Annotated in this window: 26 protein-coding genes; 8 read left to right on the forward strand and 18 right to left on the reverse strand. The window is 41.4% G+C overall.

Annotated features, from left to right (window positions below):
• Positions 1-5: 5 nt before the first annotated feature.
• The 14 genes from rplV to E3D81_RS02800 form a co-directional block, all read right to left on the reverse strand.
• The gene (gene rplV, locus E3D81_RS02735) at positions 6-437 is read right to left on the reverse strand and encodes a 50S ribosomal protein L22 (RefSeq protein ID WP_099365476.1); all 432 of its coding nucleotides are present in this window, start codon (positions 435-437) and stop codon (positions 6-8) included.
• 6 nt (positions 438-443) lie between these two features.
• Positions 444-710: a 30S ribosomal protein S19 gene (rpsS, locus tag E3D81_RS02740; protein ID WP_002997495.1), complete on the reverse strand. Its 267-nt coding sequence runs from the start codon at positions 708-710 to the stop codon at positions 444-446.
• Positions 710-1,537 carry a 50S ribosomal protein L2 gene (gene rplB / locus E3D81_RS02745; RefSeq protein WP_134776312.1) on the reverse strand — a complete coding sequence of 276 codons (828 nt, stop codon included), beginning with the start codon at positions 1,535-1,537 and terminating at the stop codon, positions 710-712. Before rplB ends, rpsS begins: the two co-directional genes overlap by 1 nt.
• A 6-nt stretch (positions 1,538-1,543) precedes the next feature.
• Positions 1,544-1,834, reverse strand: a complete 291-nt coding sequence (gene rplW / locus E3D81_RS02750; protein ID WP_099365478.1) for a 50S ribosomal protein L23 — start codon at positions 1,832-1,834, stop codon at positions 1,544-1,546.
• A 1-nt stretch (position 1,835) separates the two neighbouring features.
• Complete coding sequence (rplD, locus tag E3D81_RS02755; RefSeq protein WP_134776313.1) at positions 1,836-2,465, reverse strand: 50S ribosomal protein L4; 630 nt, start codon at positions 2,463-2,465, stop codon at positions 1,836-1,838.
• A 5-nt stretch (positions 2,466-2,470) separates the two neighbouring features.
• Positions 2,471-3,088: a 50S ribosomal protein L3 gene (gene rplC / locus E3D81_RS02760; protein ID WP_099365480.1), complete on the reverse strand. Its 618-nt coding sequence runs from the start codon at positions 3,086-3,088 to the stop codon at positions 2,471-2,473.
• Positions 3,089-3,736: 648 nt separating this feature from the next.
• Complete coding sequence (locus E3D81_RS02765) at positions 3,737-4,096, reverse strand: CoA-binding protein (protein ID WP_099365481.1); 360 nt, start codon at positions 4,094-4,096, stop codon at positions 3,737-3,739.
• A gap of 16 nt (positions 4,097-4,112) precedes the next feature.
• Positions 4,113-5,300, reverse strand: coding sequence for a serine hydrolase domain-containing protein (locus E3D81_RS02770; protein ID WP_134778369.1), 1,188 nt, complete (start codon positions 5,298-5,300; stop codon positions 4,113-4,115).
• Positions 5,301-5,453: 153 nt separating this feature from the next.
• Positions 5,454-7,127, reverse strand: a complete 1,674-nt coding sequence (locus tag E3D81_RS02775; protein WP_134776314.1) for a dihydrolipoamide acetyltransferase family protein — start codon at positions 7,125-7,127, stop codon at positions 5,454-5,456.
• A gap of 42 nt (positions 7,128-7,169) precedes the next feature.
• A complete protein-coding gene (pdhA, locus tag E3D81_RS02780; protein ID WP_099365484.1) occupies positions 7,170-8,165 on the reverse strand; it encodes a pyruvate dehydrogenase (acetyl-transferring) E1 component subunit alpha in 996 nt (331 codons plus the stop codon).
• A gap of 136 nt (positions 8,166-8,301) precedes the next feature.
• Positions 8,302-9,681 carry a histidine--tRNA ligase gene (gene hisS, locus E3D81_RS02785; RefSeq protein ID WP_134776315.1) on the reverse strand — a complete coding sequence of 460 codons (1,380 nt, stop codon included), beginning with the start codon at positions 9,679-9,681 and terminating at the stop codon, positions 8,302-8,304.
• A gap of 33 nt (positions 9,682-9,714) precedes the next feature.
• Positions 9,715-10,461 carry a ribonuclease III gene (gene rnc, locus E3D81_RS02790; RefSeq protein ID WP_134776316.1) on the reverse strand — a complete coding sequence of 249 codons (747 nt, stop codon included), beginning with the start codon at positions 10,459-10,461 and terminating at the stop codon, positions 9,715-9,717.
• 87 nt (positions 10,462-10,548) lie between these two features.
• Positions 10,549-11,802, reverse strand: a complete 1,254-nt coding sequence (fabF, locus tag E3D81_RS02795; RefSeq protein WP_099365487.1) for a beta-ketoacyl-ACP synthase II — start codon at positions 11,800-11,802, stop codon at positions 10,549-10,551.
• A 27-nt stretch (positions 11,803-11,829) separates the two neighbouring features.
• The gene (locus E3D81_RS02800; protein WP_079643602.1) at positions 11,830-12,066 is read right to left on the reverse strand and encodes an acyl carrier protein; all 237 of its coding nucleotides are present in this window, start codon (positions 12,064-12,066) and stop codon (positions 11,830-11,832) included.
• Between the two features lie 269 nt (positions 12,067-12,335).
• Here E3D81_RS02800 and E3D81_RS02805 point away from each other — a divergent pair, with 269 nt between their 5' ends.
• Together E3D81_RS02805 and pyk are read left to right on the forward strand one after the other, a co-directional pair.
• Positions 12,336-12,836: an IPExxxVDY family protein gene (locus tag E3D81_RS02805; protein ID WP_134776317.1), complete on the forward strand. Its 501-nt coding sequence runs from the start codon at positions 12,336-12,338 to the stop codon at positions 12,834-12,836.
• A gap of 110 nt (positions 12,837-12,946) precedes the next feature.
• Positions 12,947-14,380: a pyruvate kinase gene (pyk, locus tag E3D81_RS02810; protein WP_134776318.1), complete on the forward strand. Its 1,434-nt coding sequence runs from the start codon at positions 12,947-12,949 to the stop codon at positions 14,378-14,380.
• A 72-nt stretch (positions 14,381-14,452) separates the two neighbouring features.
• On the opposite strand, the gene E3D81_RS02815 is transcribed toward pyk, so the two are convergent.
• Positions 14,453-14,806 (reverse strand): hypothetical protein, encoded by a 354-nt coding sequence (locus E3D81_RS02815; RefSeq protein WP_134776319.1) that lies wholly within the window; start codon positions 14,804-14,806, stop codon positions 14,453-14,455.
• A gap of 130 nt (positions 14,807-14,936) precedes the next feature.
• On the opposite strand from E3D81_RS02815, the gene E3D81_RS02820 reads away from it, so the two are divergent.
• Positions 14,937-16,808, forward strand: a complete 1,872-nt coding sequence (locus tag E3D81_RS02820) for an ATP-binding protein (protein ID WP_099366988.1) — start codon at positions 14,937-14,939, stop codon at positions 16,806-16,808.
• A gap of 18 nt (positions 16,809-16,826) precedes the next feature.
• Positions 16,827-17,516, forward strand: coding sequence for a response regulator transcription factor (locus tag E3D81_RS02825; RefSeq protein WP_180268482.1), 690 nt, complete (start codon positions 16,827-16,829; stop codon positions 17,514-17,516).
• Between the two features lie 55 nt (positions 17,517-17,571).
• Here E3D81_RS02825 and E3D81_RS02830 read toward each other — a convergent pair whose 3' ends face one another.
• The 3 genes from E3D81_RS02830 to floA all read right to left on the reverse strand — a co-directional run bounded on the left by E3D81_RS02830 (position 17,572) and on the right by floA (position 19,965).
• Positions 17,572-18,162 (reverse strand): Maf family protein, encoded by a 591-nt coding sequence (locus tag E3D81_RS02830; RefSeq protein WP_134776320.1) that lies wholly within the window; start codon positions 18,160-18,162, stop codon positions 17,572-17,574.
• Positions 18,162-18,680, reverse strand: a complete 519-nt coding sequence (locus tag E3D81_RS02835) for a KdsC family phosphatase (RefSeq protein WP_099366985.1) — start codon at positions 18,678-18,680, stop codon at positions 18,162-18,164. Before E3D81_RS02835 ends, E3D81_RS02830 begins: the two co-directional genes overlap by 1 nt.
• Positions 18,681-18,987: 307 nt before the next feature.
• Positions 18,988-19,965: a flotillin-like protein FloA gene (floA, locus tag E3D81_RS02840; RefSeq protein ID WP_099366984.1), complete on the reverse strand. Its 978-nt coding sequence runs from the start codon at positions 19,963-19,965 to the stop codon at positions 18,988-18,990.
• Between the two features lie 165 nt (positions 19,966-20,130).
• On the opposite strand from floA, the gene E3D81_RS02845 reads away from it, so the two are divergent.
• The 4 genes from E3D81_RS02845 to E3D81_RS02860 are packed head-to-tail and all read left to right on the forward strand — an operon-like array spanning position 20,131 to position 26,596.
• Positions 20,131-23,574: a response regulator gene (locus E3D81_RS02845; RefSeq protein WP_134776321.1), complete on the forward strand. Its 3,444-nt coding sequence runs from the start codon at positions 20,131-20,133 to the stop codon at positions 23,572-23,574.
• Positions 23,562-24,395: a CheR family methyltransferase gene (locus E3D81_RS02850; protein ID WP_134776322.1), complete on the forward strand. Its 834-nt coding sequence runs from the start codon at positions 23,562-23,564 to the stop codon at positions 24,393-24,395. The genes E3D81_RS02845 and E3D81_RS02850 overlap by 13 nt, the downstream gene beginning before the upstream one ends.
• 1 nt (position 24,396) lies before the next feature.
• Positions 24,397-24,969 carry a chemotaxis protein CheB gene (locus E3D81_RS02855; RefSeq protein ID WP_099366981.1) on the forward strand — a complete coding sequence of 191 codons (573 nt, stop codon included), beginning with the start codon at positions 24,397-24,399 and terminating at the stop codon, positions 24,967-24,969.
• Positions 24,970-24,973: 4 nt separating this feature from the next.
• Entirely contained in the window at positions 24,974-26,596 is a 1,623-nt protein-coding gene (locus tag E3D81_RS02860; RefSeq protein ID WP_134776323.1) for a response regulator, read from the forward strand.
• Positions 26,597-26,617 lie beyond the last annotated feature (21 nt).

Genomic DNA, 26,617 nt, shown 5'->3' on the forward strand with positions numbered 1-26,617 from the left:
ATTTATTAGTTATTAACGTTATTTAAACTATCTACTACCAAAGTTACATGGTTTGAACGCTTACGGATTCTGTAACCACGACCTTGTGGAGCTGGACGTAATCTTTTCAATTGACGACCACCACCTACAGATACTTCTTTTACATATAAGCCACTGTCTGCAACTGAAGAACCTTCGTTTGCTGCTTCCCAGTTTTTGATCGCCGACAATAATAATTTCTCAACTCTTACTGCAGCTTCTTTGCTTGTATGTTTAAGAATGTAAAGAGCGTTCTCTACTTTCTGACCACGGATTAGATCTACCACTAAACGCATTTTACGAGGCGATGTAGGGCAGTTTAATAATTTGGCAGTAGAAGCTCCTCCTACTTGAGCTTTTTCCTGCTCTTTGCGCTGTTTAATTAAAACAGATTTTTTGAGTTTTTTTGTTGCTTCCATTACCTATTATTTTTTCTTTTCTGCGTGGCCTCTGAAAGTACGCGTAGGCGCAAATTCACCAAGCTTGTGACCAACCATATTCTCTGTTACATAAACCGGAATGAATTTATTCCCGTTGTGCACTGCGAAGGTATGGCCAACAAAATCAGGTGAAATCATTGATCTACGAGACCAAGTCTTAATTACTGACTTCTTGTTTGTTTCATTCATAGAAAGAACTTTTCTTTCTAAGTTGTGATCGATATAAGGACCTTTTTTAATTGAACGAGCCATTATTTTTTCCTTCTCTCAATGATGTAACGATTCGATATTTTCTTCTTGTAACGAGTTTTGTAGCCTTTCGCTAAAACTCCTGTGCGTGAACGAGGGTGACCTCCTGAAGAGCGACCTTCACCACCACCCATAGGGTGATCTACCGGGTTCATAGCCACACCACGAACTCTTGGACGACGGCCTAACCAACGCTTACGACCCGCTTTACCTAATACTTGGTTCGATTTCTCAGCATTTGATACTGAACCAATCGTAGCAACACAAGTCAATAAGATCATACGTGTCTCGCCTGAAGGCAATTTGATGATTGCATACTTGCCATCACGTGCAGACAATTGTGCATATGTACCTGCTGAACGTGCAATGGAACCACCTTGTCCTGGATTCAATTCAATGTTGTGAATGATAGAACCCAATGGGATGTTTGCCAATGGCATAGTATTTCCTACTTCTGGGGCAACGTTCTCGCCTGCAACTACTGTCTGACCTACGGTCAATCCAGCTGGAGCAATGATGTAACGCTTCTCACCATCAGCGTAGTGCAATAATGCAATACGTGCTGTACGGTTCGGATCGTACTCAATTGTAGCTACCTTTGCAGGGACGTCTTTTTTATCGCGTTTGAAATCAATTAATCGGTATGCTTTCTTATGTCCCCCACCGATGTAACGCATAGTCATTTTACCGGAGTTATTACGACCACCTGAACGCTTATTGATGCCAACTACTAATGATTTCTCAGGAACGTTTGTTGTAACGTCCGAGTAATCAGCACCTACTCTAAAACGAGTACCAGGGGTAACCGGTTTGAATCTTTTAACTGCCATTTCTTATTATAGTGTACTGTAAAAGTCAATAGTTTCACCATCTTTCACCGTGATGATGGCTTTTTTATACTTAGGGCTTCTTCCTGAAACAAATCCTGCTTTTGTATAACGGCTTTTTGCTTTACCAGCAACTACCGCTGTGTTTACTGCTACTACAGTAACACCGAACATAGCTTCAACAGCTGTTTTGATTTGAATCTTATTTGCTCTATGATCTACTTTGAAAGCGTAACGGTTTCCTTTTTCCGTCAACAATGAAGCTTTCTCCGTTAAAATAGGTTTTTTAATAATTTCCATATTACTTAGCGAATGCTTCCTCCAAAGTTTTAACAGAATCTGCTGTCAACAATAATTTTGTAGCGTGCAATACATCATATGTATTCAAATCTGATGCTACAACAACTTTTGCTTTCTTCAAGTTTCTGCTTGATAAATAAACATTTTTGTTGTACGCTGGCAATACCAATAAGGTTTTTTCGTCAGCGATGTTTAATGCATTTACTAAAGCCAAGTAGTTTTTAGTTTTGATCGTATCGAAGTTTACTTCGTCCAATACTAAAACATTGTTCTCTTGTGCTTTGTAAGATAATGCAGATTTACGTGCTAATTGTTTCAATTTCTTGTTCAATTTGAAACTGTAGTCACGTGGAACTGGACCGAATACACGACCACCTCCGTTAAACAATGGAGATTTGATAGAGCCCGCACGAGCGCCACCAGTACCTTTTTGTTTGTGTAATTTACGAGTTGAACCCGCGATCTCATTACGTTGTTTTGCTTTGGCTGTTCCTTGGCGTTGGTTCGCTAAGTATTGTTTCACATCCAAATAGATCGCATGGTCGTTTGGCTCTAAGCCGAAAACTGATTCAGGAAGTTGCACCTTGGCACCTGTTTCTTTACCTGATAAATTTAATACGTTAACTTCCATCTCTACTATTTGTCTACGATTACATATGAACCTTTAGCTCCTGGAATGGAACCACTAACAACGATTAGGTTTTGCTCAGCATAAACTTTCAATACTTGTAAGTTTTGAACTTTTACTCTGTCTCCACCTGTACGACCTGCCATACGAGTACCTTTGAATACTCTGGAAGGCCAAGAAGAAGCTCCCAATGAACCTGGTGCACGTAGTCTGTTGTGCTGACCGTGAGTCGCACCACCTACACCACCAAATCCGTGACGCTTCATAACGCCTTGAAATCCTTTACCTTTAGAAGTACCAACTACATCTACGTACTCGCCTTCTTCGAATAAAGTAACATCAACAACGTCACCTAGTTGTTTCTCATCCTCGAAAGTTTTGAATTCAACTAGTTTACGCTTAGGACTTACGTCTGCTTTCGCAAAGTGTCCTTTTAAAGGTGCGGTTGTGTTCTTTTCCTTGGCATCATCAAATCCAAGTTGAACAGCTGAATAACCGTCCTTCTCTACCGTACGTATCTGCGTTACCACGCACGGCCCAGCCTCGATTACTGTACATGGGATGTTCTTCCCATCAGCGTTGAACAGGCTGGTCATTCCTACTTTTTTACCAATAATTCCTGACATGTTATAAATAAATTAATTAAAAGTCCATCGAAGCAGTAGGGCTTCGCTCAAGACACAATTCTCCCATTAAGGGATTGCAAAAGTACAAACATTTTTATAACTATCAAATAGTTAGTAAATTATTTTTTTAAGATTGATGTTTCCATCTACAATTCACTCCCTCATCCAACCAAACAATCACTCCCTCATCCAACCAAAAAATCACTCTTTCTTCCCCTCCACAAATCACCCCCCGCTTCCCCACAATAAATCACTCCCCGCAACTTCCCGAATTTCTTCCCCTTTCATACTAATAAAGTTGCCTTCGTACTCAAACCATACTGAAAGCAATCATAAAGTATGTAAAATGTATGCTATACATACTTCCCCTTTACTTTAACCCTACTTTAAACCTACTTAAACCACGATTACAACTCTATTTCAAACATATTTTGAAGTTACACATTGGAAACCGCCTCAAGAAAACAGATAATATCCGTTAGAATTTCTTGCCTAATCCCAAACCTTTAAAACCAATCCCCACCAACACGAACTTGTAAAAACAAAAAAGCGAGGGGTCCACCCCTCGCTCCATAAAATATCTATTATCTAACGTCTATAATCTAACGTCTTACTACTAAATACTAACTACTAACTACTAACTACTCCCTAAAACTGCCCTGTATTCAGCATCACCAACGTACAAGCTTCCACCACTTCAATCCCTTGCGCTCTTGCCTTATCCGCCAATTCCTGATTTTCTGCACCAGGATTAAAAATAATGCGTTTCGGATTAGTCTTCAACACATAATCATAATATGCGGATTGATTCTGAGGCCCAACATACAGGGTAACCGTATCAATATCATCGTGAATCTCCTCTGCAGGTTCGATTTCAACGCCAGCAACCTTCCCTGTCTTGCGCCCTACATTGACAATTGGAAATCCTTTGCGCACTAATTTATTCGCTACTAAATATGAATATCTAGCTGGGTTAGTACTCGCCCCTAAAATCAAGGTTTTTTTCATAATAAATTTATTTTAGCTATTTGCTACCACTAGCCTCTACATATTCGCCACTAGCATTGTAAGCATTTTGTCTCAAAATAGGAATTTCTAATATCTTATACAAATTATCTAGATTATTCAAACTGCCATTTGCCATGTTCGTCAACAGCACAATAACCACATCGTTTTTCAAGTCCCTAACATACAAACTCTTAAATCCATGCCACCAACCCGTATGGTAAACCATCGGATTTCCTGGTGGATTAAAGGTTCGCCAGCCATATCCATAACTGAACAAGCTTCTTTTCGCATCACTCCTTGGCACATAGGCTGAATCTAGCGTCTCCTGTTTCAATATCCGCCCATCGCGGATAGCCAGATCCAATAGGAACATATCCTGAACCGTACTGTAAATACCCTTATCTCCCACCGGTCCATCCAAATAATTCTGGACTACAGAACGTCTCCAAACCCTATCATGGCCAATCACCTTCGTAGGGATCTTTTCATAAACAGCCTTGGAATATACGTTGGTATGTTTCATTCCTGCAGGATCAAAGATGGCTTCCTTCATGTAAACCGCGAAATCTTTTCCAGTTACCTTCTCAATGATCGATCCCAACACCATATAATTCGAATTATTATAATGGAACCTTCCATCAGGAGCTCCATATCTATTCGGGTGATGTTGAATCAACAGGTTCATCGCCTCCTGATTGCTCATTCCTTTCTTCTGATCCCTCTTCTCTGCCCTATACACGTCTTCCGAAAAATAAACATAGTTAGGAAGACCAGAACGGTGGCTCAACAGTTGTTTTATGGTGATGCCTGGGTATGGAAAGTCCGGATAGAAATCATTGACCGTCTGATCGAGTTTCAATTTCCCCTCTTCTACCAGTTTCATAACAGCCAAACCCGTCAATGGTTTTGATGCAGACGCCAATTCAAACTGTGAACCCAGATTCAAGCTGTCCTTCAGAAGGTAATCTGCCCATCCAAAAGAGTTCTGATACAAGATCTTTCCCTTCTTGGCTACCAGCACATTCCCATTGAATCCTGAACGCTTATGGAGGTTCTGCATAAACGCATCGATCTCCATGTTCGCTGCCTTCGGATCGTATAGTAAACTGATGCTATCTTTCTTTGCCTGATTGACCTTGACCTCTTGTTGTTTGGCCTCTGGGGAAGCACAGGACATGACAACCATTGCCCCTAAACCCATCATTAAAAATAACCTTGTAATCACCAAAATATATTGTGTATATAAGTTTATATCAACCTAAATTAACCTAACCGACAAATTAGCATTTCTTCTGAAAATTAACAAAAAAAGGGGTCAAAAAATGACCCCTTTTAACATATCTTAAAAGTTGAACCCTTATGCCAACAAACGGATTGGTGCTTCCAACAATCCTTTCAATGTTTGAAGGAATTGCGCTCCAGTCGCGCCATCAACCACACGGTGATCACAACCTAAAGTCAGCTTCATGATATTTCCAGGAACAACAGCTCCGTTCTTAACCACTGGAACCTGTTGGATCGCTCCAACGGAAAGAATGGCACCATCTGGAGAGTTGATGATCGATGTGAACTCATCGATTCCGAACATACCCAAGTTAGATACGGTAAAGGTAGAACCTTCCCAATCAGCTGGTTGCAATTTCTTAGCTTTTGCTTTCTGTGCGTAGTCTTTCACCTCTGCAGAGATGTGTGACAACGATTTACCGTCAGCAAAACGGATAACCGGTACCAATAGACCATCTTCAACAGCCATGGCCACACCGATATTCGTATGCTCGTTGTAACGGATCTTATCACCCAACCAAGAAGAGTTAACATTAGGATGTTGTTTTAACGCAACAGCAACCGCTTTGATAACCATATCATTGAAGGAAACCTTAACCGGTGCTACTTCATTGATCTGCGCACGTGCAGACATCGCATTATCCATATCGATGCTTACCGTCAGATAGAAATGTGGTGCGGTGAACAAGGACTCTCCTAAGCGGCGAGCAATTGTTTTACGCATCTGGTTAACAGGCTTCTCGGTATAACGTTCTTCTCCAATATAAGTCGGTAGACTGATGGTTTTCACTTCCGCATCCGAAGATTTTGCAGGAGCAGATGCAGCCGCAGCAGCAGGCGCTGCCGAAGGCACGAAATTCTCCACATCCTTCTTCACGATTCTTCCGTTCTCTGCCGAACCTTTTACTTGGTTCAGGTCGATTCCTTTATCTTTAGCAATCTTACGAGCCAATGGAGATGCTTTAACCCTAGAATCATCAGCAGCAACAGGTGCCGAACCTGATTCTGCAGGAGCAGCAGCATTTGCTTTCTCCTCTGCAGGTTTTGCGTCGTCCTTCTTCGCTTCTCCTTTAGCAGGAGCAGCCGATTTTTGGTTCAATAAAGGTGTAACATCTGTTCCAGCAGGACCAACGATAGCAATGATATCATTTACTTTCGCTGCCTGTCCAGCCTCAACACCTACATATAATAAAGTACCATCTGCGTAAGCTGTTACTTCCATGGTCGCTTTGTCCGTTTCCACATCAGCAATAGCATCATCAGATTTGATGGTATCTCCAACTTTAAAGTTCCATTGTGCGATAACCCCTTCCGTCATGGTATCACTCAACAAAGGCATCGTAATAACCGTAACACCAAGATCTTCTGCAGTAACATTCGATCCAGTAGCCTCTTCATTCGAAGACTCTTCTTTGGAAGATTCCTCTTTCGCAGGTTCCGCTTTCTCTTCTTCTTTTTTCGCAGGAGCAGCTGAACCATCGTCTTTCAACAATGCCTCATAATCTTCTCCTTCTTCGCCTAAAACAGCGATCACAGCATCAATTGCCACTGCTTCGCCTTCTTTAGGGCCGATGTACAACAAGGTTCCTTCTTGGTAAGATTCGAAATCCATTGTTGCTTTATCTGTTTCAATCTCTGCAACTAAATCTCCAGAGTTTACTTTATCGCCAACTTTTTTGTGCCATTTTGCGATGACCCCTTCTGTCATGGTATCGCTCATTTTTGGCATTCTTACTACTTCAGCCATTTCTTAAGATTGTTCTATATTAGTTAAAGTAATTATCGTTCATTAATCCATTACAAAAGGATAATCCTTCTGTACGTAAATATCTTCATAAATTGCTTCTGCAGTAGGATATGGAGACTCTTCTGCAAATTTAACAGAATCATCAACCGTTTTCTTAACTTCAGCTTCTACTTGATCGAACCATGCATCATCTGCATATTTATTCTCTACGATAGCATGTTTAACCGCGATGATTGGGTCACGCTCTTTGTATTCTTCCAACTCCTCTTTGGTACGGTATTTCGCTGGGTCAGACATCGAGTGTCCTTTGTAACGGTACGTACGGATCTCCAAGAAAGTTGGTCCTTCACCTGCACGAGCACGTTGAACGGCTTCATCCATCGCGTTGTGAACTGCAACCACATCCATTCCATCTACCGGTGCACTTGGCATATCAAATCCCAATCCCATTTTGTAGATATCTTGCATGTTGGTCGTACGTTTTACAGAAGTACCCATCGCGTAACCGTTGTTCTCACAAACAAAGATCACTGGTAATTTCCATAACATCGCCATATTCAAGGTTTCATTGAACGCTCCTTGACGAACCGCTCCATCACCCATATAACAAATGTTCACATTATCAGTTCCCAAATATTTCTCTGCAAAGGCAATACCGGCACCCAATGGAATCTGTCCACCTACAATACCGTGGCCACCCATAAACTTATGCTCTTTCGAGAAAAAGTGCATAGAACCACCTTTACCTTTTGAACAGCCTGTCGCTTTACCGAACAATTCTGCCATACATGCATCTGCAGATACCCCTTTAGCCAAGGCATGAGCATGATCGCGATAAGCAGTGATTAAGGAATCTTCCGGCTTGATAACAGACATGGTACCAGCCACAACAGCTTCCTGTCCGATATATAAATGACAGAATCCACGGATTTTTTGTTGTCCGTATAGCTGGCCTGACTTCTCTTCAAATTTGCGCATGAGCAGCATAGATTTATACCACTCTAGGTAGGTTTCTTTTGTTATAGGTGTTGAACTCATTTCTAAGTATTGAATTTCTTTACTAAACTGACCACAAATTTAATCAATATTAACGAGATTTTTGATAAATTTTAGGTTACAAAATAAAAATCGACCCTACTTAGAGTCGATTTATTTCATTTATATCTTAGAATACTTATTTAAGTTTTTCAATTAAAGCAGCAATCCCCAACTTTTCCTGCTCCCCGCTCTCCATGTTCTTCAGGGACAGTTCCCCCGAACGAACCTCCTCGTCTCCAATCAACAGCACATAAGGCACCTGTTTTGCGTCGGCATAGCTCATCTGTTTCTTGAGTTTCACAGCGGCAGGATATAACTCAGCCGCAATCCCCGCATCCCTCAACTGGTACAATAGTGGCAAGGTAAAGCCTTCCAGTTCCTTGTCAAAATTAATGATCAACACTTTCGTGCGTTCTGCATTGCTCGGCGGAAACAGATTCAATTCTTCCAGCACATCATAGATCCGGTCTGCACCGAAAGATACACCTACGCCCGTGAGGTCCTTCAGACCAAACATCCCGGTCAGGTCATCATAACGACCACCACCGCCAATACTTCCCATCTGCACTTCGTTCGTTTTCACCTCAAAGATACAGCCGGTATAATAATTCAATCCGCGAGCCAGGGTTATATCCACTTCTACGATTTTCTCCAGCAATGATCCTTGACCCAGTTTCTGCAGGTAATCGAATACGGTCTCAATTTCAGCTATTCCTTGCAAACCAACAGCCGAATCCACCAATACCGATTTTAGGGCTGTAAGTTTCTCCAGGTTTGTTCCGCTCAACTCAATGATCGGTTTTAATACCGCCAGATCCTCTTCTGTAAAACCTCTTTCAAGCAATTCCTTATTGACACCTTCCAGACCGATCTTGTCCAACTTATCGATGGCCACCGTCATGTCGACGATCAATTCCGGTTTCCCAACCACTTCCGCGATTCCGGAAAGAATCTTACGGTTGTTCAATTTGATGTTGAAATCCTGAAGTCCTAATTTTGTCAAGGCTTCCTGATAAATCAAAATAAACTCAGCCTCATTCAATAGGGAATCAGAACCCACCACATCCACATCGCATTGGTAGAATTCGCGATAGCGACCTCGCTGCGGGCGATCCGCACGCCAAACCGGCTGGATCTGAAAACGCTTGAATGGAAGGGTAATCTCATGCTGATGCATCACCACATACCTGGCGAACGGAACGGTAAGATCGTAACGCAAGGCTTTTTCCGAAATGGAAGATATCAGTTCTGTGGATTTCTTCTCTTCCAACAGCTTTTCAGGTGCTTTGGAAAGGTAATCTCCAGAGTTCAGAATCTTAAAGATCAGCTTATCCCCTTCATCCCCATATTTACCGGTCAGGGTACTAAGGTTCTCAAACGAAGGTGTCTGGATTTCGCTGTAACCATATTTTTTGAAAATGGTTTTTAAGGTATTATAGATATGATTTCTTTTCTCCATTTCTACAGGAGTGAAATCACGAGTTCCTTTTGCTAATGATGGTTTAATTGCTTTCATACTGAAATCGTAAGGCTAATTCGTATAAAATGTTTAGATGGTAAAGTCTGTAAATACTTTCAGGTATTCACATGCTTTCTCGGCAGCCAATTTTTCTGCACTCTTTTTGTTGAAGTCTCTTCCTATTCCACAATCTTCACCGTCTACCACAACCTTCACAGAAAATAACTTATTGGATTCTCCTTCCGGATTATCGATCTGCAAAAATGCCACTTCTTTACCGTTATGTTGACACCATTCGATCAGGCGACTTTTAAAATTGGTCTCCGTGATTTCCAAGGTATGTATATCCACATGGGGTTTGATAATCCTGGTCAACAAAAATTCCCGGGTGAATTGATAGCCACGATCCAGGTAGACCGCACCAACAAGGGCTTCAAAGGCATCTCCCAAAAGCGACCCTTGTTTATTCGGGTAACTGATCATCCGGGCATCGTATTCGATCAATTCGTTCAGTCCCAACTTGCGGGAAAGCTGATTGAGGTTTGAACGGGAAACGATCTTTGACCGCATCTCCGTCAAGAACCCCTCATCCTTATAAGGATAAAGTTTAAATAAAAGTTCTGCGATAACAGATCCCAGAACGGCATCCCCCAAAAACTCCAAACGCTCATTGCTGTTCTTTACCCCATCTTTGATCAGGATAGCGACAGACTTATGCCGAAATGCCATTTGGTATAAACGCACATTTCCTGGAACAAAACCCAATAGGTTTTTTAGCTTCCGTACATATGATCGACTGGGAGACAGATATAGATTATAGACCTGTTTAATGGGCATGATTATATTAAATAACAAATAGGTAGTCGAAAAAGATCAACTACCTATCAGTAAAATTCTTAGCCTGTTATAGGATAAAATACCATGTTAACCTTTATACTTTTTGACAATAACGGAAGCGTTATGGCCTCCAAAGCCAAAGGTATTACTCAATGCTGCATTCACAACACGTTTCTGAGCGGTATTGAATGTGAAATTCAATTTGTTATCAATTTCAGGATCATCCGTAAAGTGGTTGATCGTTGGTGGAACGATATCGTTCTGCACCGCCAGGATCGAAGCAATTGCTTCCACTGCCCCAGCTGCCCCCAATAAGTGGCCTGTCATTGACTTTGTTGAGCTGATGTTCAGCTTGTAGGCATTCTCACCGAATAGATCCACGATCGCTTTCGTTTCGCTGATATCTCCAACTGGTGTGGAAGTACCATGAACGTTGATGTAATCGATATCCGAGAAGTCCATACCGGCATCGTTGATGGCCATGGTCATCGCCAATTTCGCGCCCAATCCTTCAGGATGTGAAGCTGTGATATGGTGTGCATCAGCACTCATGCCTCCGCCAACTACCTCAGCATATATTTTTGCTCCGCGTGCCAATGCATGCTCAAGGCTTTCCAAGATGATCGCGCCCGAACCTTCACCAGAAACAAATCCATCACGGTCCTTGTCGAATGGACGAGAAGCAGTTTTCGGATCATCGTTTCGTGTAGAAAGTGCGTGCATCGCGTTGAAACCACCAATCCCTGCTTCATTGATTGTCGCCTCCGAACCACCTGTAATGATTACATCTGCCCTACCCATACGGATATAGGTAAAAGCATCGATCATCGCATTGGTAGAAGATGCACACGCTGAAACAGCGGAAAAGTTAGGTCCTCTTAAGCCATGGCGCATTGAAATATGTCCTGGAGCAATGTCCACGAGCATTTTCGGAATAAAGAATGGGTTAAAGCGTGGTGTACCATCTCCTTTTGAGAAATTGGCAACCTCCTCTGTAAAAGTAGTCAAACCACCAATACCCGAACCCCAAATTACCCCTATGCGGTTTCTATCTAATTTATCAAAATCCAATCCGGCATCCTTCACCGCTTCATCTGTAGAAGCAATGGCGTACTGCACGAACGGATCTACTTTGCGCGCCTCTTTACGATCCATGAACTCATGGGGATCAAATCCCTTAACTTCACAAGCAAACTGGGTCTTGAATTTTGACGCATCAAAATGTGTGATAGGAGCGGCTCCACTTACACCATTGATCAAACCCTCCCAGTAAGCTGGGACGGTGTTGCCGATTGGTGTAAGTGCGCCTAATCCTGTTACAACTACTCTCTTAAGCTCCATTTATGATGTCTGGCCTAATAAAATTAGTTAGTTAACGTTTTTTTCTAAGTAAGCGATTGCTTGACCTACAGTACTGATGTTTTCAGCTTGGTCATCAGGAATTGCAACGTTGAATTCTTTTTCGAATTCCATGATCAACTCTACTGTATCAAGTGAGTCTGCACCTAAATCATTCGTGAAAGAAGCTTCTGGTGTTACTTCATTTTCGTCTACACCTAACTTTTCTACGATAATTGCTTTTACTCTTGATGCGATATCTGACATGATTTTCTAGTTTAATTGTTTAATAAATCTGTGCAAAGAAAAAATAAATTTCCCCAATAATCAAATCTTTTTGACTTTTGGAAACAAATAAAGAACAAAGGTACCCCAGTTTTGGTTTTTCAACCGCTTAGATACTAACCTTATTCAATAATAATAAAACTAAAATTGTTTTACAAACTTAATCTATTTTTAATGTTAATTTTATCATATTTCATAGATTAAACCGCATATTTCTTTATTTTTGTTAATCACTAAACGCTTTATTTGGCTTGAGTAAGATCACTTTTAAACTGGAAACCGACTTCGACCTGGAACTGGATTTTAATTTAGTAGGAATTAGCTCAGTACTTCGCGATTATCGCCTGGCCCATTTTATCAACAAGCATACAGGGCTCCAATTTATCAACGGAAAAGAGGACTATTACGACCATAACGGAAATAAAAAAGATAAACCGCAGGATGAATTGGACTATCACATCATTTACGAAAACAAAAAAAACAAAAAACCTGTACAACAGCATTTTAACATTTTCCGGTTCCATAACCCTACCTTCGAATTTGAATACTACCTGTTAAGTAACAAATCCATCGAAGGAGCTTCTTTAGTGCCGGAAATCCTTAGCTTTGATTATTTTCTGATCATCAAGCATTTTATACATCCTGATGATTTAGACGCACTTATCGACAATATTAAAACCATACCCGAGGTCCTTCTTGTAAAAGAAATAGACCCAACCGCATTGAAATCTAAAGAAAATCTGATATTTTAGCGAATTATTTAGATAGTGTAACTTCTACACATAAACCTAACCTTCGCAAATCGGGGATTTTATTTGCGAATTGATAACAGTAAGAATATAAAAAATTAAAATTCATTCAAATGGATAAACTAAAAAAGCGGACCAAAATTGTTGCAACATTAGGCCCAGCTTCCTCTAAAAAAGATGTTCTGACCCGTATGATTGCTAAAGGTGTCGATGTTTGTCGCCTTAATTTCTCCCACGGAAGTCAAGAGGATCACCTCAAAGTAATCAATACCATTAACGAAATCAACCAAGAACACCCTTTCAATGTGGGTATATTAGCCGATCTACAAGGACCTAAAATCCGTATCGGAAAGATGAAAGAAGGCGGTGCCATCTTGGTCAACGGTAGTGCCGTTGAAATCACGACCGATGAACTGATCGGCGATGAAAAAAGAATCTACATCACTTATGAAAACTTTCCTAATGATGTAAAAGAAGGCGAGATCATTTTGTTAGATGATGGTAAATTACAGTTACGCGTATTAACCACTAATCATAAAGATACAGTTACCTGCGAAGTGGTACACGGCGGTATCCTAACTTCCCGCAAAGGCGTGAACCTGCCGAACACCAAAGTATCTATCCCTTCCTTAACAGAAGAAGATCTGGACAATCTGAACTTTGCTTTAGATCATGGTGCCGATTGGATTGCCATGTCTTTCGTGCGTTCAGCTGAAGATATTTACCAATGTAAGGAGATCATCAAGGAAAAGGGATCACATGCCAAAGTGATTGCGAAGATCGAAAAACCAGAAGCGATCGATAACATCGATGCGATCATCGAGGCTACGGATGCGATCATGGTAGCTCGTGGTGACTTGGGTGTGGAAATGCCAATGGAAGAAGTTCCAGGACTTCAGAAGATCATTGTACAGAAATGCCGTAACCTTTCCAAACCGGTAATCATTGCGACCCAGATGTTGGAAAGTATGATCACTACACCACGTCCTACGCGTGCTGAGGTGAACGACGTGGCTAACTCGGTGATCGATGGTGCTGATGCAGTGATGCTTTCTGGTGAAACATCTGTAGGTGAATTCCCAGAGATCGTTATTGAAACCATGGCAAAGGTGATTACCCATGTAGAAGCGACATCTTACCCTTACTACAGCGAAAAAGAAACCTTGGGAACAGTAGGTGTAACCCGTATTCCAGATGCCATCTGTAGCTCATCCATCTTCTTGGCCGAAAAAACAAATGCTTCTGCTATTGCGGTCATGACCGCTTCAGGATATACAGCGATGGAAATTGCTAGTTACCGTCCGGATGCCGATATTTATGTCTTTACCGGTAACAGAACATTATTGCGTACATTAAGCTTAGTTTGGGGTGCGAAAGCCTTCATCTACGAAAAATACGAAAGTACCGATGGTACGATCCAAGATGTAAATGGACTTTTACAACAGCACCGTTTGGTAGAACCTGGTCAGATCGTGATCAATACGTCTTCTACGCCACTACATGCGAAAGGAAGAACAAACACCATCCGTGTTTCTGAAGTAAAATAATCCTCATCCGATACATCTAGAAACATAAAAAGCCCGAGCTTATGCCCGGGCTTTTACTTTCCTTAATAGCTATTATTTCTTGATCAAAGGCTTTAAAATGGTTCCTTTTTGGTTTTTCTCTTGTTTATTGTCCAGGATTTCGGTGCCTGGCATTGCTACACTAGCTTTAGGATCCAGGTATTTATGTAGAATGACTGAATCATCGTTTTTTTGACGATATGCATTCGGAATCCCATTAACTGCAAGTTTTTGTGGCTGTATCAAAAAATTCATGTTTGAAAATTGATCTTTGCTCTTGGCGGTATCAGCATTTAAGGACAAAGCTCCCTTTATCACTTTACCTTCCTGTTTATTTTCCTTATTTTGGGCATATAACGTACTGATGGAAACAAGTAGCCCAAAAGTCAACAATGCGAAATATTTCATAATCAATAGATTTATAAACTTTTAATAATGTTCTAAGCTAACAAGAATTCCGCTATTTGCCTGACCTAATTGCTGTTAAATTGTGTTAAATGGATAAATAAGGTCATTTCCCTTATTACTTTTGTAACAAATGAAGAAAAGAAGTATTGCGTTAATAATTTGGTTGATGTCCATCGCCCTGATTGGGGTAATGGCAATGCAATATTATTTTATTCGCGAATCCTTCCGCCAGAAATCAAAGATTTTTGATGATGCTGTCAAAGCATCCCTGGCAGCAGTTGGGAACAAACTGGAGCAGAAAGAGATCTATGATTTTGCTCGGGAACAGGAAAGACAGAACCAGAAGCGTTTTCTGGAAAGCCAAAAGGAGCAGGAACAAAAGCAAAAGATCCTGACCGAGCAGGTGGCCATCCAAGAGAAGATCAAAATCCTTCAAGCCGAACTTTTCCGCTATGAACAGCGCTTCAATGCCGACGAACGCCGCTTGAACATGTCCTTCATGAATGTTCCCATCAGCAATGAGTTTTTCGAGACCTACGTCCGTAAAAGTGAGAACAGAAAATTATTGACCATCTGGTTGGAGCCTATTCTACAACCCGATGGTACCATACAGCCTTCCCCTCGGGTAGATGCCATAAAAGAATTGCCGAACAGTCCAGTTAGGGACGACAGTACTCGTTATATCCTACCTCATTTTGAGGTGAACCAACGGGTAGCGTCAAGTTTTCAATGGATAACCCTACAACCGCGGACCAACCGAAAATTGATCATGCAGATCATTGACCTGGAACAACAGATCGAGAAACTGAACATGACCAAGCTTGGTGAAGCCTCCAGTCTATACGATTCAGTAGCGGTGTTAAGTGGCAAGAAAAGTTCCGTGGTTCAAGATGTGGCCATCGGTATTGAATTGGCCAAACGCCCGCTTGAAAAAAGATTGAACAGGGTCTACGTCATGGAATTATTGGTGAGAGAACTAGAGGAAAGAGGAGTTACCGCATCCTTTGTCATGCAGGTACAGACTTCCAAGAATTCCCCATTGGTCTTCAGTGAGGTTTACCAGATCAATAATGAACCCATGGAATTTTCCGAAGACCATAAAGATTATGCGGTCAAATTATTCCAGGGGGATGAAGGAAAACCTCCCGGCGAACTCCGCATTTTCTTCCCGAACAAAAAAAGCATTATCACCAGCAATATGGGCTATTGGTTGTTTCCAATCCTGGCTTTATTAGCGCTGTTGATCGGGTGTTTTGCCTATACCTTGATGATTATCTTCCGTCAGAAAAAAATGTCGGAGATGAAAACGGATTTCATCAATAACATGACCCACGAATTTAAAACGCCGGTTGCTACCATCATGATTGCAAGTGAATCCCTGCGTGACCCTGAGATTTCCGCCGATGGAAAACGGGTCAATAAACTCGCTAACATCATCTACGATGAGAATGTACGATTGGGATCACATATTGAAAGGGTATTGAACATCGCGCGATTGGAAAAAGAAAATTTGAAGATTGAACGGGTCAATGTACAGATCAACACCTTGGCCAGCGCCGTATTGGAAAGTATGAAACTCCAATTGGAAAAAGCCAATGGGAATCTGACGGTTCAGTTGGATGCGGCGGAAGATGTGGTGATCGGTGATGAACTACACTTATCGAATGTCATGTACAATCTGGTAGACAATGCCATTAAATATAGTAAGGACAGTCCGGACATAACTTTTAAAACTTACAACAAAGGAAAGAACATCATTATTTCCGTAAGCGACAAAGGTATTGGGATGACAAAAGACCAAGCAGAGAAGATTTTTGACCAGTTTTACCGCATTCCAACTGGTAATATCCATAATGTAAAAGGGTTTGGGCTAGGTTTGAGTTATGTCAATGACATCGTCAAACGCCTAAATGGAAGAATCGCAGTTAAGAGTGAAAAAGATAAAGGCACACAATTTGAAGTAACCCTTCCTTTGAAGAGTGCTTCACGCGAAGTGGCTTAACATAATAGCTTGAAATTTATGAACCAAAAAATATTATTAGCAGAAGACGACCCAAATTTGGGGGAACTCCTGAAAGATTATTTAGAATTGAAAGGCAAGTTCGAAGTCGTATTATGTGTTGATGGTCAAGAGGCCATGGATGCATTCCGAAAGGACGAGTTCGACCTTTGCATCCTCGATGTGATGATGCCTAAAAAAGATGGCTTCTCCCTTGGAAAGGATATCCGAAAGATTGATCAAACTGTTCCCATCATTTATGCCACAGCAAAAGGGATGATGGAAGATAAAACCCAGGCATTCGAGCTTGGAGGTGATGATTACATCACTAAACCTTTTCGTGTCGAAGAACTATTATTAAGGATCAATGCGTTATTGAAACGCGCATCCAAGGATAAGGAAGAAGAGGTTTCCGACAAGTTTGAGATCGGCGATTATTTCTTTGATTATACGAGTCAGATCATTTCCTACAAAGGTCAACAGCAGAAATTATCCACCAAAGAAGCTGAACTGCTCCGCTTGCTTTGCCTGAAGAAAAATGATGTACTGACCCGTGAGGAAGCCCTGATAAAAATATGGCATGATGATAATTACTTCACCGGAAGGAGTATGGATGTTTTCTTGAGTAAACTAAGAAAATACCTGAAAGAAGATCCGAATGTGGAGATCGTCAATGTACATGGAAAAGGATATAAACTATTGGTCAGCTAAAACCAAAAAACCGCTAATTTCAAATAAGATTAGCGGTTTTTTTTTAGTATTAAACTTAAAATATCTTCTTTAATTCTTCCTGCAATCTGGCCGTCGGAAGACCGATCACATTCTCATACGAACCTTCTATTTTTGCGATCCCTATCCTACCAATCCATTCTTGGATGCCATAGGACCCCGCCTTGTCCAAGGGCTTGTATTTCTCTACATAATAGCTGATCTCCTCCTCACTTAGATCCGAAAACCAAACCTTGGTTTCTTCCACAAATGAGTATTGATAATCCTTATAGGAAAGAGCTACTGCCGTATAGACATAATGCAGGTTATTGGCCAATTGCCTGATAACGGCTTTTGCTTCCTCTAGATCGCTTGGTTTTCCCAAGACCTTCCCATCGGAATCCAGCACAATTGTATCCGCGCAGATCAGCAACTTATCAAAATAGGAGTCTTCACTAAATGCTGCTAATTTTTCTTTGGCGATCTGCTTCACCACTTCCAAAGGGCTTAGATTCGGATCTACTGTTTCATCAGTCTCCCGAACTTCTATCTCAAAGTCCAAGTCCATACTCGCCAGCAGCTCCTTCCGCCGTGGTGATTTTGATCCTAGCACGATGTCGACGGATCTTAATTTTTCCTGTAAAATCATCAGATACTTTTAATGGTCGTTTCCACACTCCATTTCCCTTGCAGTTTCATGGTTTTTTCCAGGATATCGCGAACAGCTCCCCTACCTCCGGCGAATGGTGACATATAATGGCAGATCTCTTTGATTTCCTCCACAGCATCTGAAGGACAGCAGGCAAAACCTACCGCTTGCATGACTTCATAATCCGGAAGGTCATCACCCATATACAGGAGGTTTTCCTTTTCCAAGCTATATTTCCCCATTAATTCCTTCAATAGAGTCAATTTATCAGCTACCCCCATATGCACCTCGTTTATTCCAAGTCCTTCCATTCGGGATTGAACCCCTTTGGAACGACCTCCTGAAATAACCCAGATGGGAAGACCCCGTTTGATGGCCAATTGCATAGCATAACCATCCTTTACATAAAAAGTCCGTAATTGATGCCCTTCTTCAGAGACCTGGAGAGATCCATCAGTCATTACTCCATCCACATCGAGTACAACTGCTTTAATTGATAATAGCTTTTGGAAGATCATAACATTTCTTTGCTCCAAATTTAAGCAATCTTTTTGGCAGCAAAGGGCAGGGAATTAATCAAAATAAGACATTGTTTTATCAGTTACAACACATAAATCAGAGAATTGTCAGATTATAGTTGCAACTGCAACTTTTTATGGCAATTCTCTTGATTTTATAATTTTCTGATGTACCTTTGTACTATAATTCAACGCATAAGAAAGGATATAAAAATCCAATGCAGCGAATTTTTAACATTGTCTTTTCATAATTTAGGTTTATAATTGGTTAGTATCAAACCCTGGCGCCCATCGTCAGGGTTTTTTCTTATTTCTTCTCTGGCCCGTTAGGCTTTGAAATCGATGTCCTCATATCAGTATCCGCTTGGATATTCTGCATTTTGTAATAATCCATAATACCCAGATTACCATTTCTAAATGCTTCTGCCATGGCCATAGGCACTTGTGACTCTGCTTCAATAACCTTGGCTTTTGCTTCTTGAGCCTTCGCGCGCATTTCCTGTTCTGTAGCCACAGCCATTGCCCTACGTTCTTCTGCCCTTGCATTCGCTACTTTCAAATCCGCTTCGGCCTGATCCGTCTGCAATTTCGCCCCTACGTTTTCACCAATATCGATATCCGCAATATCAATCGATAAGATTTCAAAGGCGGTACCTGAATCCAGTCCTTTAGACAATACTGTTTTTGAAATGCGGTCTGGATTTTCCAACACTTCTTTATGGTTCAAGGAAGAACCAATGGTCGTTACGATCCCTTCTCCAACCCGAGCTAAAATGGTTTCCTCACCTGCACCACCAACCAATTGGTTAATGTTTGCACGAACGGTAACCCTGGCTTTAGCGATCAACTGAATACCATCCTTCGCCACAGCAGCTACCGGAGGCGTATTGATGACTTGGGGGTTTACAGACAACTGGACCGCATCAAATACGTCACGACCTGCTAAATCAATCGCGGTCGCTAATTTAAAATCCAAAGGAATATTTGCTTTATCCGCTGAAATCAACGCCTTGATCACTTTATTCACATTTCCACCAGCAAGATAATGGGTTTCTATCTCATTGGAGGAGATCTTCAAGCCGGCTTTTGTCGAAGTAATCATCGCATTGGTCACCAATGCCGGACTTACTTTCCGTAGACGCATCAGCACCAGATTCAACAGACTAATTTTTACATTTGATAATTGTGCGGTAAACCACAAATTTAGGGGTAGCAGATAGAGTAAAACAAAAAATCCGATTACCGAACCTACAATAATTAAAACTAATTGTACAGGAGCTTCCATTTATATAAGATTAATAATTTCCAACGGTACTAAAGATAATAAAAAAGAGGAGAATATTTTTCGTTCAAAAGGCTTATTATTAATTTTTTAACCCATTAAAGTAAAAGTTTAAACAAAAATGTAGACTTTTGCAAGTGAACAAAACAGCATATCCCCTATTAGAACATGAACAAACTCAGCTTCTTAAGATGGCAATTTATTGCTAGTATTATTATAGCATATGTCATAATCATCTTCTCTTTTTGGTATTTTCTGGCAAGCCAGAGCAGGTACAGCGATACGGTAAATAACTATATGGCCTTGTCCCAAGAGAAGTTCAATGCCATCCAGGATTGGGAAGTCAATATCCAGAAATTCTCAAAATATAAAAACCTTGAAAAAAACACCGATCCTCTTGTTGAGGATCAATTGAGGAATGCCATTCAAAAAAGCCTATTGGTTTTGGATACACCGAACGAATTGATAGATCGAAAATTGGATGCCACACAGGATGCTCGAGCCTATTCGCAAGAGCTTTTTGCCCTGAATAACATTAATGCTTCGAACATCCAGGCCGATATGCTATTGAAAATTGCCGATCAGCAGGCAAGGATTGTAGAAACAAGCAATAAATTGACCAATGAGATCATCGAGTTTCGGAAAGAAAAAATCAAGAAACGAAATGATGAATTGACTACCTCCAGGTATATCACCATCATTCTGGGGCTATTTTCGTTGATCGTGGTACTTTTTGTGGTGGTACAAACCATGCGTATCTTAGCTCACCTGCGAAAAACGGGTAATAAGGAAAGGGAACTGAACCAGAACCTGTTAAAAACAGCCGAACAATTGGAGGACGTGAACTGGGTACTTCAGAATTCTTCCAAGATCCATAACCAGATCAATGGCCTCCCAAGTGAAAAAGCCATTGCCCAAACCGCCCTCAACGGTATGTCGGAAGTCCTTGATTTCTTTGCAGCCGCGTTTTATGTCCGGAAAACTGATTCCTATGAGTTTATCTTAAAAAGCTCGATCGGTTTACATAACAAGGAAACCATTCAAAACTTTATCTTGGATGAGGGCATCCTAGGAGCTGTAGCAGCCAACAAGAAACATCAGATCATCCCCGTTCAGGATATTTCTAAAACCAATATCCAAACAGGGACCATCAAGAACATGGATGCAGATGCTATTCTGTTTCCTATCGTATATGAGGATTATTGTATAGGTATTATAGAAATTATAGGCTCTTTCCCTAAAAACAGAGTGGAGAGCATCCTTAATTACCTGACCCGTACATCAAGATCCATCGGTTCTGCACTTCAATCACGCCAGAACCATGCCTTGGTCGAAGAGCTGCTTGCGGAAACCCAAAGACAGACCGAAGAACTGGAGGCCCAGCAAGAGGAACTCCGTATTACCAATGAAGAGCTGGTCTATAAAACCAATCTTTTAGAAGCCTCGGAAGAGGAACTCCGCGTACAGCAGGAAGAACTTTCCCAAGCGAACAAGGAACTAAATGTTAAAGCCGCAGAATTGGAAAGAAGGAACCTGGAGTTGAATGAAGCCCACAATATTGTGGAACAGAAGATCGTGGAAGTGGAATTGGCCAGTAAGTACAAATCTGAATTCATGGCCAATATGAGCCATGAGCTACGAACTCCTTTGAACAGTATACTCATCCTGGCGAAACTCCTTCAGGATAATAAACTAGAAAACTTGAATACCGAACAGGTGAAATATGCCTCGGTGATCCATAATGCCGGCTCTGATCTTCTACAGCTGATCAATGAATTGCTAGACCTGGCGAAAATAGAGTCCGGTAAAGTGGAGATGCAGAAAGATCTGATCCGCATCCAGGATTTCAGCAGCAATATGGAATCCCTGTTCAAGGAATTGGCAAAAGAAAAATCCATCAACTTCCAGATAGACATTGAACAAGCACCTAAACAGTTTGTTACCGATGAATACAGGTTGGAACAGGTCCTTAAAAATTTCCTTTCTAATGCTTTCAAATTCACTGAAAAATCAGGAAGCATTACCCTAAAGATCTTCCAACAAAGTGGAAACGTCCATTTCGCTGTAAAGGATTCCGGTATAGGTATATCTCCAGAAAAACAATCCCTCATATTTGAAGCTTTCCGACAAGAGGACGGCTCCACCAGCAGAAAATATGGCGGAACCGGTCTTGGCCTGTCCATTTCCAGGGAAATCTCTTCCCTACTTAATGGGAGGATCACCCTCGAGAGTGAGATTGGACAGGGTAGTACCTTTAGTCTGATCATCCCTTACATACCGGAGATCAATAAAGAAGAAATGCCTGCTCCTACAAAAGAAGCCAGCAAAGAAAGCACCAGCCAGGAAACAAAAGCAACAGCAAAGCAAGAGAATATTCGCCAAGGATCGGAAGATGCAAAGATGGAACTTCCAAAAAACCGTCAAACAAAGAGCATCCTGATCATTGAGGATGACATCAATTTTGCGGATATATTAAAAAGCTTTTCAGAAGAATATGGCTTCGACACCTTGAATGCGTATGACGGTGTTGCCGGAATTCAAATGGCCAAACAGAAACAGCCTGATGCCATAATTTTGGATGTCATGCTACCTTTGGCAGATGGATGGGAAGTACTAAAAACCTTGAAGAACGATAAAACCACCAAGCATATCCCGATCCACATGATGTCGGCAGCGAATTTCGATAAGAAAGACTTCCTGGAATCTGGAGCCATTGGGTTTATGCCAAAACCGGTGAACGAGGAAAGTATAGCCTTGGCATTTGAAACCATCCATCTAAATATCAATAAGGAACTTAAAAAGATCCTGTTGATCGAAGACCAGGAATTCCAGAGCGATCTGATCAAAAAGGCTTTTGCCGAGCAAAACATCAATGTGATCCAAGCCTTTACGATCGAATCCGGCATGAAAAAACTGGAAGAGGAAGAGAACCTGGATTGCATCATCTTGGATGTTAAACTACCAGATGGTAGTGGTCTGGAAATGCTGGATCGAATCAAATCAAATCCGAAGTACGAGAAATTACCGGTGATCATCAATACGGCATACGACCTGAGTGCAGAACAAACGGAGAAGATCCTTAGGCATACCCAATCGATGGTGTTGAAATCCAGTAAATCAAACAATAGATTGATTGATGAGGTTAACCTGTTTCTGAATAAACTATCGACACCAGCCTATAATCCGATCAAGAACCCCGAAAAACTGGTATCATCAGAATCTTATGGAACAAGTGTATTGGAAAACAAGACAGTTCTCATTGCGGATGATGATATGCGGAATGTTTTCGCTTTGACCTCTTCGCTACAACAATATAAGATGAAGATTGAAATCGCGAACAACGGCCTGGAGGCCGTGCAGGCGGTAGAGAATCCAGATAAGCAGATTGATATTGTCCTGATGGACATCATGATGCCGGAGATGGACGGTTATGAGGCCATTCAGGAAATAAGAAAAAATAAAAAACACAATAATTTACCCATTATTGCAGTTACTGCTAAAGCGATGAAAGGTGATCGAGAAAAATCGATTGAATTGGGGGCGAATGATTATGTGAGTAAACCGATCGATTTGGATCGTTTGGTATCATTGATGCAAGTATGGCTGAGTTAAGGAACTCTTATGACATCAGTTTTCCGGAGATTGAGGAGCTGATTTTCTTATTGAAAAATGTATCCGATTTCGATCTGTCGGGATACACCCGTTCTTCCCTCAAAAGGAGGATACAACGGATCATGAACCTGGAAGCCCTGGATTTTGTGGACCTCAAAAATGCGGTCATCAACATTCCCGGGTTTCAACAATTCTTCATTCAGGAAGTCACGGTCAATGTGACGGAAATGTTCCGAGACCCTGGCTTCTTCAACAGATTAGCCTCGGAGATCCTGCCCTACCTGCAGACATTTCCGCGTATCAAAATCTGGAGCGCTGGCTGTTCAACCGGAGAGGAAGTCTACTCTTTGGCCATCTTGTTAAAAGAAAACAACCTTTATGATCGTTCGTTCATTTATGGAACAGATATCAATAGCAAGGTATTGGACATCGCCAAAAAAGGCATTTACCCCTTGAAGAAATTCAAGGAATATTCGGACAATTTCAATGCGTATAACTCGAAAGAAAGCCTTTCCAATTATTATACCGCACGCTATGATGCCGCGATCATCAACCATGATCTTCGCAAGAACATCCTTTTCTCAACCCATAACCTGGCAAGTGATCAGGTGTTCAATGAATTTCAACTGATCACCTGCAGGAACGTGTTGATCTATTTTGATCTGAAACTCCAGGAAAAAGTGATCAACCTGTTCTACGAATCATTGGCTTTATTTGGCTTCCTGTGTCTCGGCACCAAGGAAACCATCCTTCGCCATCCGGTGATGGAGAATTTTAAAGTGGTCGACAAGGAATTTAACATTTATCAAAAGATCAAGTAAGATGGAATCATTCGCCAATCATATCATTGTCATTGGGGGATCCGCAGGAGCCTATGAGCTGATCGTGGACATACTTGACCATCTTCCAGCCACGTTTGCCGCGGCCATTGTCATCGTGTTGCATAGAAATTCCAAATACGAAACAAAGATCGAATCGAGCTTGTCCAAGCGATTGAACAGGGAGGTGATTTCGATAAAAGATAAATATCCGATACTGGCAAACTGCATTTATTTTGCACCCCCAGGTTATCATACCCTGGTAGAACCGGATCATTATTTTTCATTGGATGTTTCGGAACCTGTGCAGTTCTCCAGGCCTTCCATTGATGTTTTCTTTGAATCCGTAGCAGAGGTCTATGGACCAAAGGCCATTGGGTTTTTGTTGTCCGGGGCTAACAATGACGGCGCAAATGGATTCAAGGCTTTGCTGGATGCCGGAGCAACCTGTTATGTCCAGGACCCTTCAGAGGCAGTCATAGACACCATGCCCAAAGGTGGCATCGCCAGCTCCGAAAATGTAAAAGTATTATCAAACGAAGAAATAGTAAACTATTTTAATTCAATTTCATCATAAAGACATGAAACCAATCAACATTTTGATATTAGACGATAAAGAAGAAAATATCATTAGCTTACATGCGTTATTGCAGGATGTTGAACATGTAAATATCATCAGTTCCACCGACCCCAACGAGGCGCTCAAAATCTGTTGGAAGGATGATATTTCCATTGCACTAGTGGATGTTCAGATGCCTGAGATCAATGGTTTTGAATTTGTCTCCTTATTGAAATCGAACCCCAAGACGAGCCATATTATGGCCATCATGGTCACAGCGATTTCCAAGGAGGATAAATACCTGCTGAAAGGATTGGAAAGTGGCGCGGTAGATTACCTCTACAAGCCCTTGAATCCGGAAATAACCATTGCAAAAGTAAAATCCTTTGTTCAACAGATCCTGATCCAACAGGAACTGAAACTGAAGAACAAAGAACTGGAAGAGTCCAGGATTGAATTGCTGAAAACAAAAGAAGAAGCGGTTCAGGCAAGAAAATCAAAAGAGATCTTTTTGGCCAATATGAGTCATGAAATCCGAACGCCCATCAATGGCATCATGGGAATCATGCACATGTTCAAGAGTTCGGAATTAACGGCTGAACAACGCGATTGGTTAAAAAGGTTAGACAATGCCTCCCAATCGCTCCTACTCATCATCAACGACATCTTAGACCTTTCCAAGATCGATTCCGGCATGCTGAAGATTGAATTCGAAGATTTCAGCCTAACCAAGATGATCGAGGATATAGATCGCATTTTCAAGATCAAGGCGAACCATAAACACCTGGATTTTTCTATTGTTGCCGATGAAAAAATACCCCAATTCATTCGCTATGACTCTTTACGATTGCAACAGATCATCAGCAATTTTATTTCGAACAGTCTGAAGTTTACGGAAAAAGGAAAGATCGAATTGAGGGTTCAAGTTCAAGAGCAGAAAAACCAGAACTACCGATTACGGTTTACCGTAGCAGATACCGGAATCGGTATCAAAGAGGATTCGGTCGATAAGATCTTTATGGCCTTCGAGCAGGCAGACGATGGGATCACCAAAAAATTCGGTGGGACTGGATTAGGCTTGGCGATTGTAAAACGCTTGGCTAACCTGCTGAACGGAAACATAGGCGCAAGCAGTGTTTATGGTGAAGGCTCGGAATTTCATTTCGAAGGCTGGTTTGAAGCTTCCAACCATAAAATTGAAGATAGTAGCAAGGATGTTCCTACTTATAACAGTTTTCCGAAATTCGACAACCTGAAGGTATTGGTGGCGGAAGATAATGAGCTGAACAGTTTTATGTTGGCGCATATGCTGAGGAGCTGGAACTGTGAGGTGGATATCGTGAAAAACGGACAATTGGCCGTTGAAAAAGTGGAACAACAGCATTTTGACCTGATTCTTATGGATACGCACATGCCGATCATGAGCGGCTTTGAGGCGATCAAAGAAATCAAGAACCACCGCATCCCTGAGAAACACGGAATCCCGATCATTACGATCTCCGCTTCCGTACTCGAACATGAACAGGCAGCCGCTTTCAGAGCCGGTGCTGATGGCGTGATCGGCAAACCTTTTGACCCCATTGAGTTGTATCAAAAAATTATCGCCGTGACCACCAAAAATAAAAACATGAATATGACACCCTAAAAAGGGTTTAGCTCTTTAAAA

Origin of the sequence: Sphingobacterium sp. CZ-2 (genome assembly GCF_004526235.1) — a bacterium.
GTDB lineage: Bacteria > Bacteroidota > Bacteroidia > Sphingobacteriales > Sphingobacteriaceae > Sphingobacterium > Sphingobacterium tenebrionis.

What these genes read in the sequence shown, in the direction of transcription:
- rplV (WP_099365476.1), bottom strand. Translation starts at nt 437, where the DNA reads ATGGAAGCAACAAAAAAACTCAAAAAATCTGTTTTAATTAAACAGCGC.
- rpsS (WP_002997495.1), bottom strand. Translation starts at nt 710, where the DNA reads ATGGCTCGTTCAATTAAAAAAGGTCCTTATATCGATCACAACTTAGAA.
- rplB (WP_134776312.1), bottom strand. Translation starts at nt 1,537, where the DNA reads ATGGCAGTTAAAAGATTCAAACCGGTTACCCCTGGTACTCGTTTTAGA.
- rplW (WP_099365478.1), bottom strand. Translation starts at nt 1,834, where the DNA reads ATGGAAATTATTAAAAAACCTATTTTAACGGAGAAAGCTTCATTGTTG.
- rplD (WP_134776313.1), bottom strand. Translation starts at nt 2,465, where the DNA reads ATGGAAGTTAACGTATTAAATTTATCAGGTAAAGAAACAGGTGCCAAG.
- rplC (WP_099365480.1), bottom strand. Translation starts at nt 3,088, where the DNA reads ATGTCAGGAATTATTGGTAAAAAAGTAGGAATGACCAGCCTGTTCAAC.
- E3D81_RS02765 (WP_099365481.1), bottom strand. Translation starts at nt 4,096, where the DNA reads ATGAAAAAAACCTTGATTTTAGGGGCGAGTACTAACCCAGCTAGATAT.
- E3D81_RS02770 (WP_134778369.1), bottom strand. Translation starts at nt 5,300, where the DNA reads ATGATGGGTTTAGGGGCAATGGTTGTCATGTCCTGTGCTTCCCCAGAG.
- E3D81_RS02775 (WP_134776314.1), bottom strand. Translation starts at nt 7,127, where the DNA reads ATGGCTGAAGTAGTAAGAATGCCAAAAATGAGCGATACCATGACAGAA.
- pdhA (WP_099365484.1), bottom strand. Translation starts at nt 8,165, where the DNA reads ATGAGTTCAACACCTATAACAAAAGAAACCTACCTAGAGTGGTATAAA.
- hisS (WP_134776315.1), bottom strand. Translation starts at nt 9,681, where the DNA reads ATGAAAGCAATTAAACCATCATTAGCAAAAGGAACTCGTGATTTCACT.
- rnc (WP_134776316.1), bottom strand. Translation starts at nt 10,461, where the DNA reads ATGCCCATTAAACAGGTCTATAATCTATATCTGTCTCCCAGTCGATCA.
- fabF (WP_099365487.1), bottom strand. Translation starts at nt 11,802, where the DNA reads ATGGAGCTTAAGAGAGTAGTTGTAACAGGATTAGGCGCACTTACACCA.
- E3D81_RS02800 (WP_079643602.1), bottom strand. Translation starts at nt 12,066, where the DNA reads ATGTCAGATATCGCATCAAGAGTAAAAGCAATTATCGTAGAAAAGTTA.
- pyk (WP_134776318.1), top strand. Translation starts at nt 12,947, where the DNA reads ATGGATAAACTAAAAAAGCGGACCAAAATTGTTGCAACATTAGGCCCA.
- E3D81_RS02815 (WP_134776319.1), bottom strand. Translation starts at nt 14,806, where the DNA reads ATGAAATATTTCGCATTGTTGACTTTTGGGCTACTTGTTTCCATCAGT.
- E3D81_RS02820 (WP_099366988.1), top strand. Translation starts at nt 14,937, where the DNA reads ATGAAGAAAAGAAGTATTGCGTTAATAATTTGGTTGATGTCCATCGCC.
- E3D81_RS02825 (WP_180268482.1), top strand. Translation starts at nt 16,827, where the DNA reads ATGAACCAAAAAATATTATTAGCAGAAGACGACCCAAATTTGGGGGAA.
- E3D81_RS02830 (WP_134776320.1), bottom strand. Translation starts at nt 18,162, where the DNA reads ATGATTTTACAGGAAAAATTAAGATCCGTCGACATCGTGCTAGGATCA.
- E3D81_RS02835 (WP_099366985.1), bottom strand. Translation starts at nt 18,680, where the DNA reads ATGATCTTCCAAAAGCTATTATCAATTAAAGCAGTTGTACTCGATGTG.
- floA (WP_099366984.1), bottom strand. Translation starts at nt 19,965, where the DNA reads ATGGAAGCTCCTGTACAATTAGTTTTAATTATTGTAGGTTCGGTAATC.
- E3D81_RS02845 (WP_134776321.1), top strand. Translation starts at nt 20,131, where the DNA reads ATGAACAAACTCAGCTTCTTAAGATGGCAATTTATTGCTAGTATTATT.
- E3D81_RS02850 (WP_134776322.1), top strand. Translation starts at nt 23,562, where the DNA reads ATGGCTGAGTTAAGGAACTCTTATGACATCAGTTTTCCGGAGATTGAG.
- E3D81_RS02855 (WP_099366981.1), top strand. Translation starts at nt 24,397, where the DNA reads ATGGAATCATTCGCCAATCATATCATTGTCATTGGGGGATCCGCAGGA.
- E3D81_RS02860 (WP_134776323.1), top strand. Translation starts at nt 24,974, where the DNA reads ATGAAACCAATCAACATTTTGATATTAGACGATAAAGAAGAAAATATC.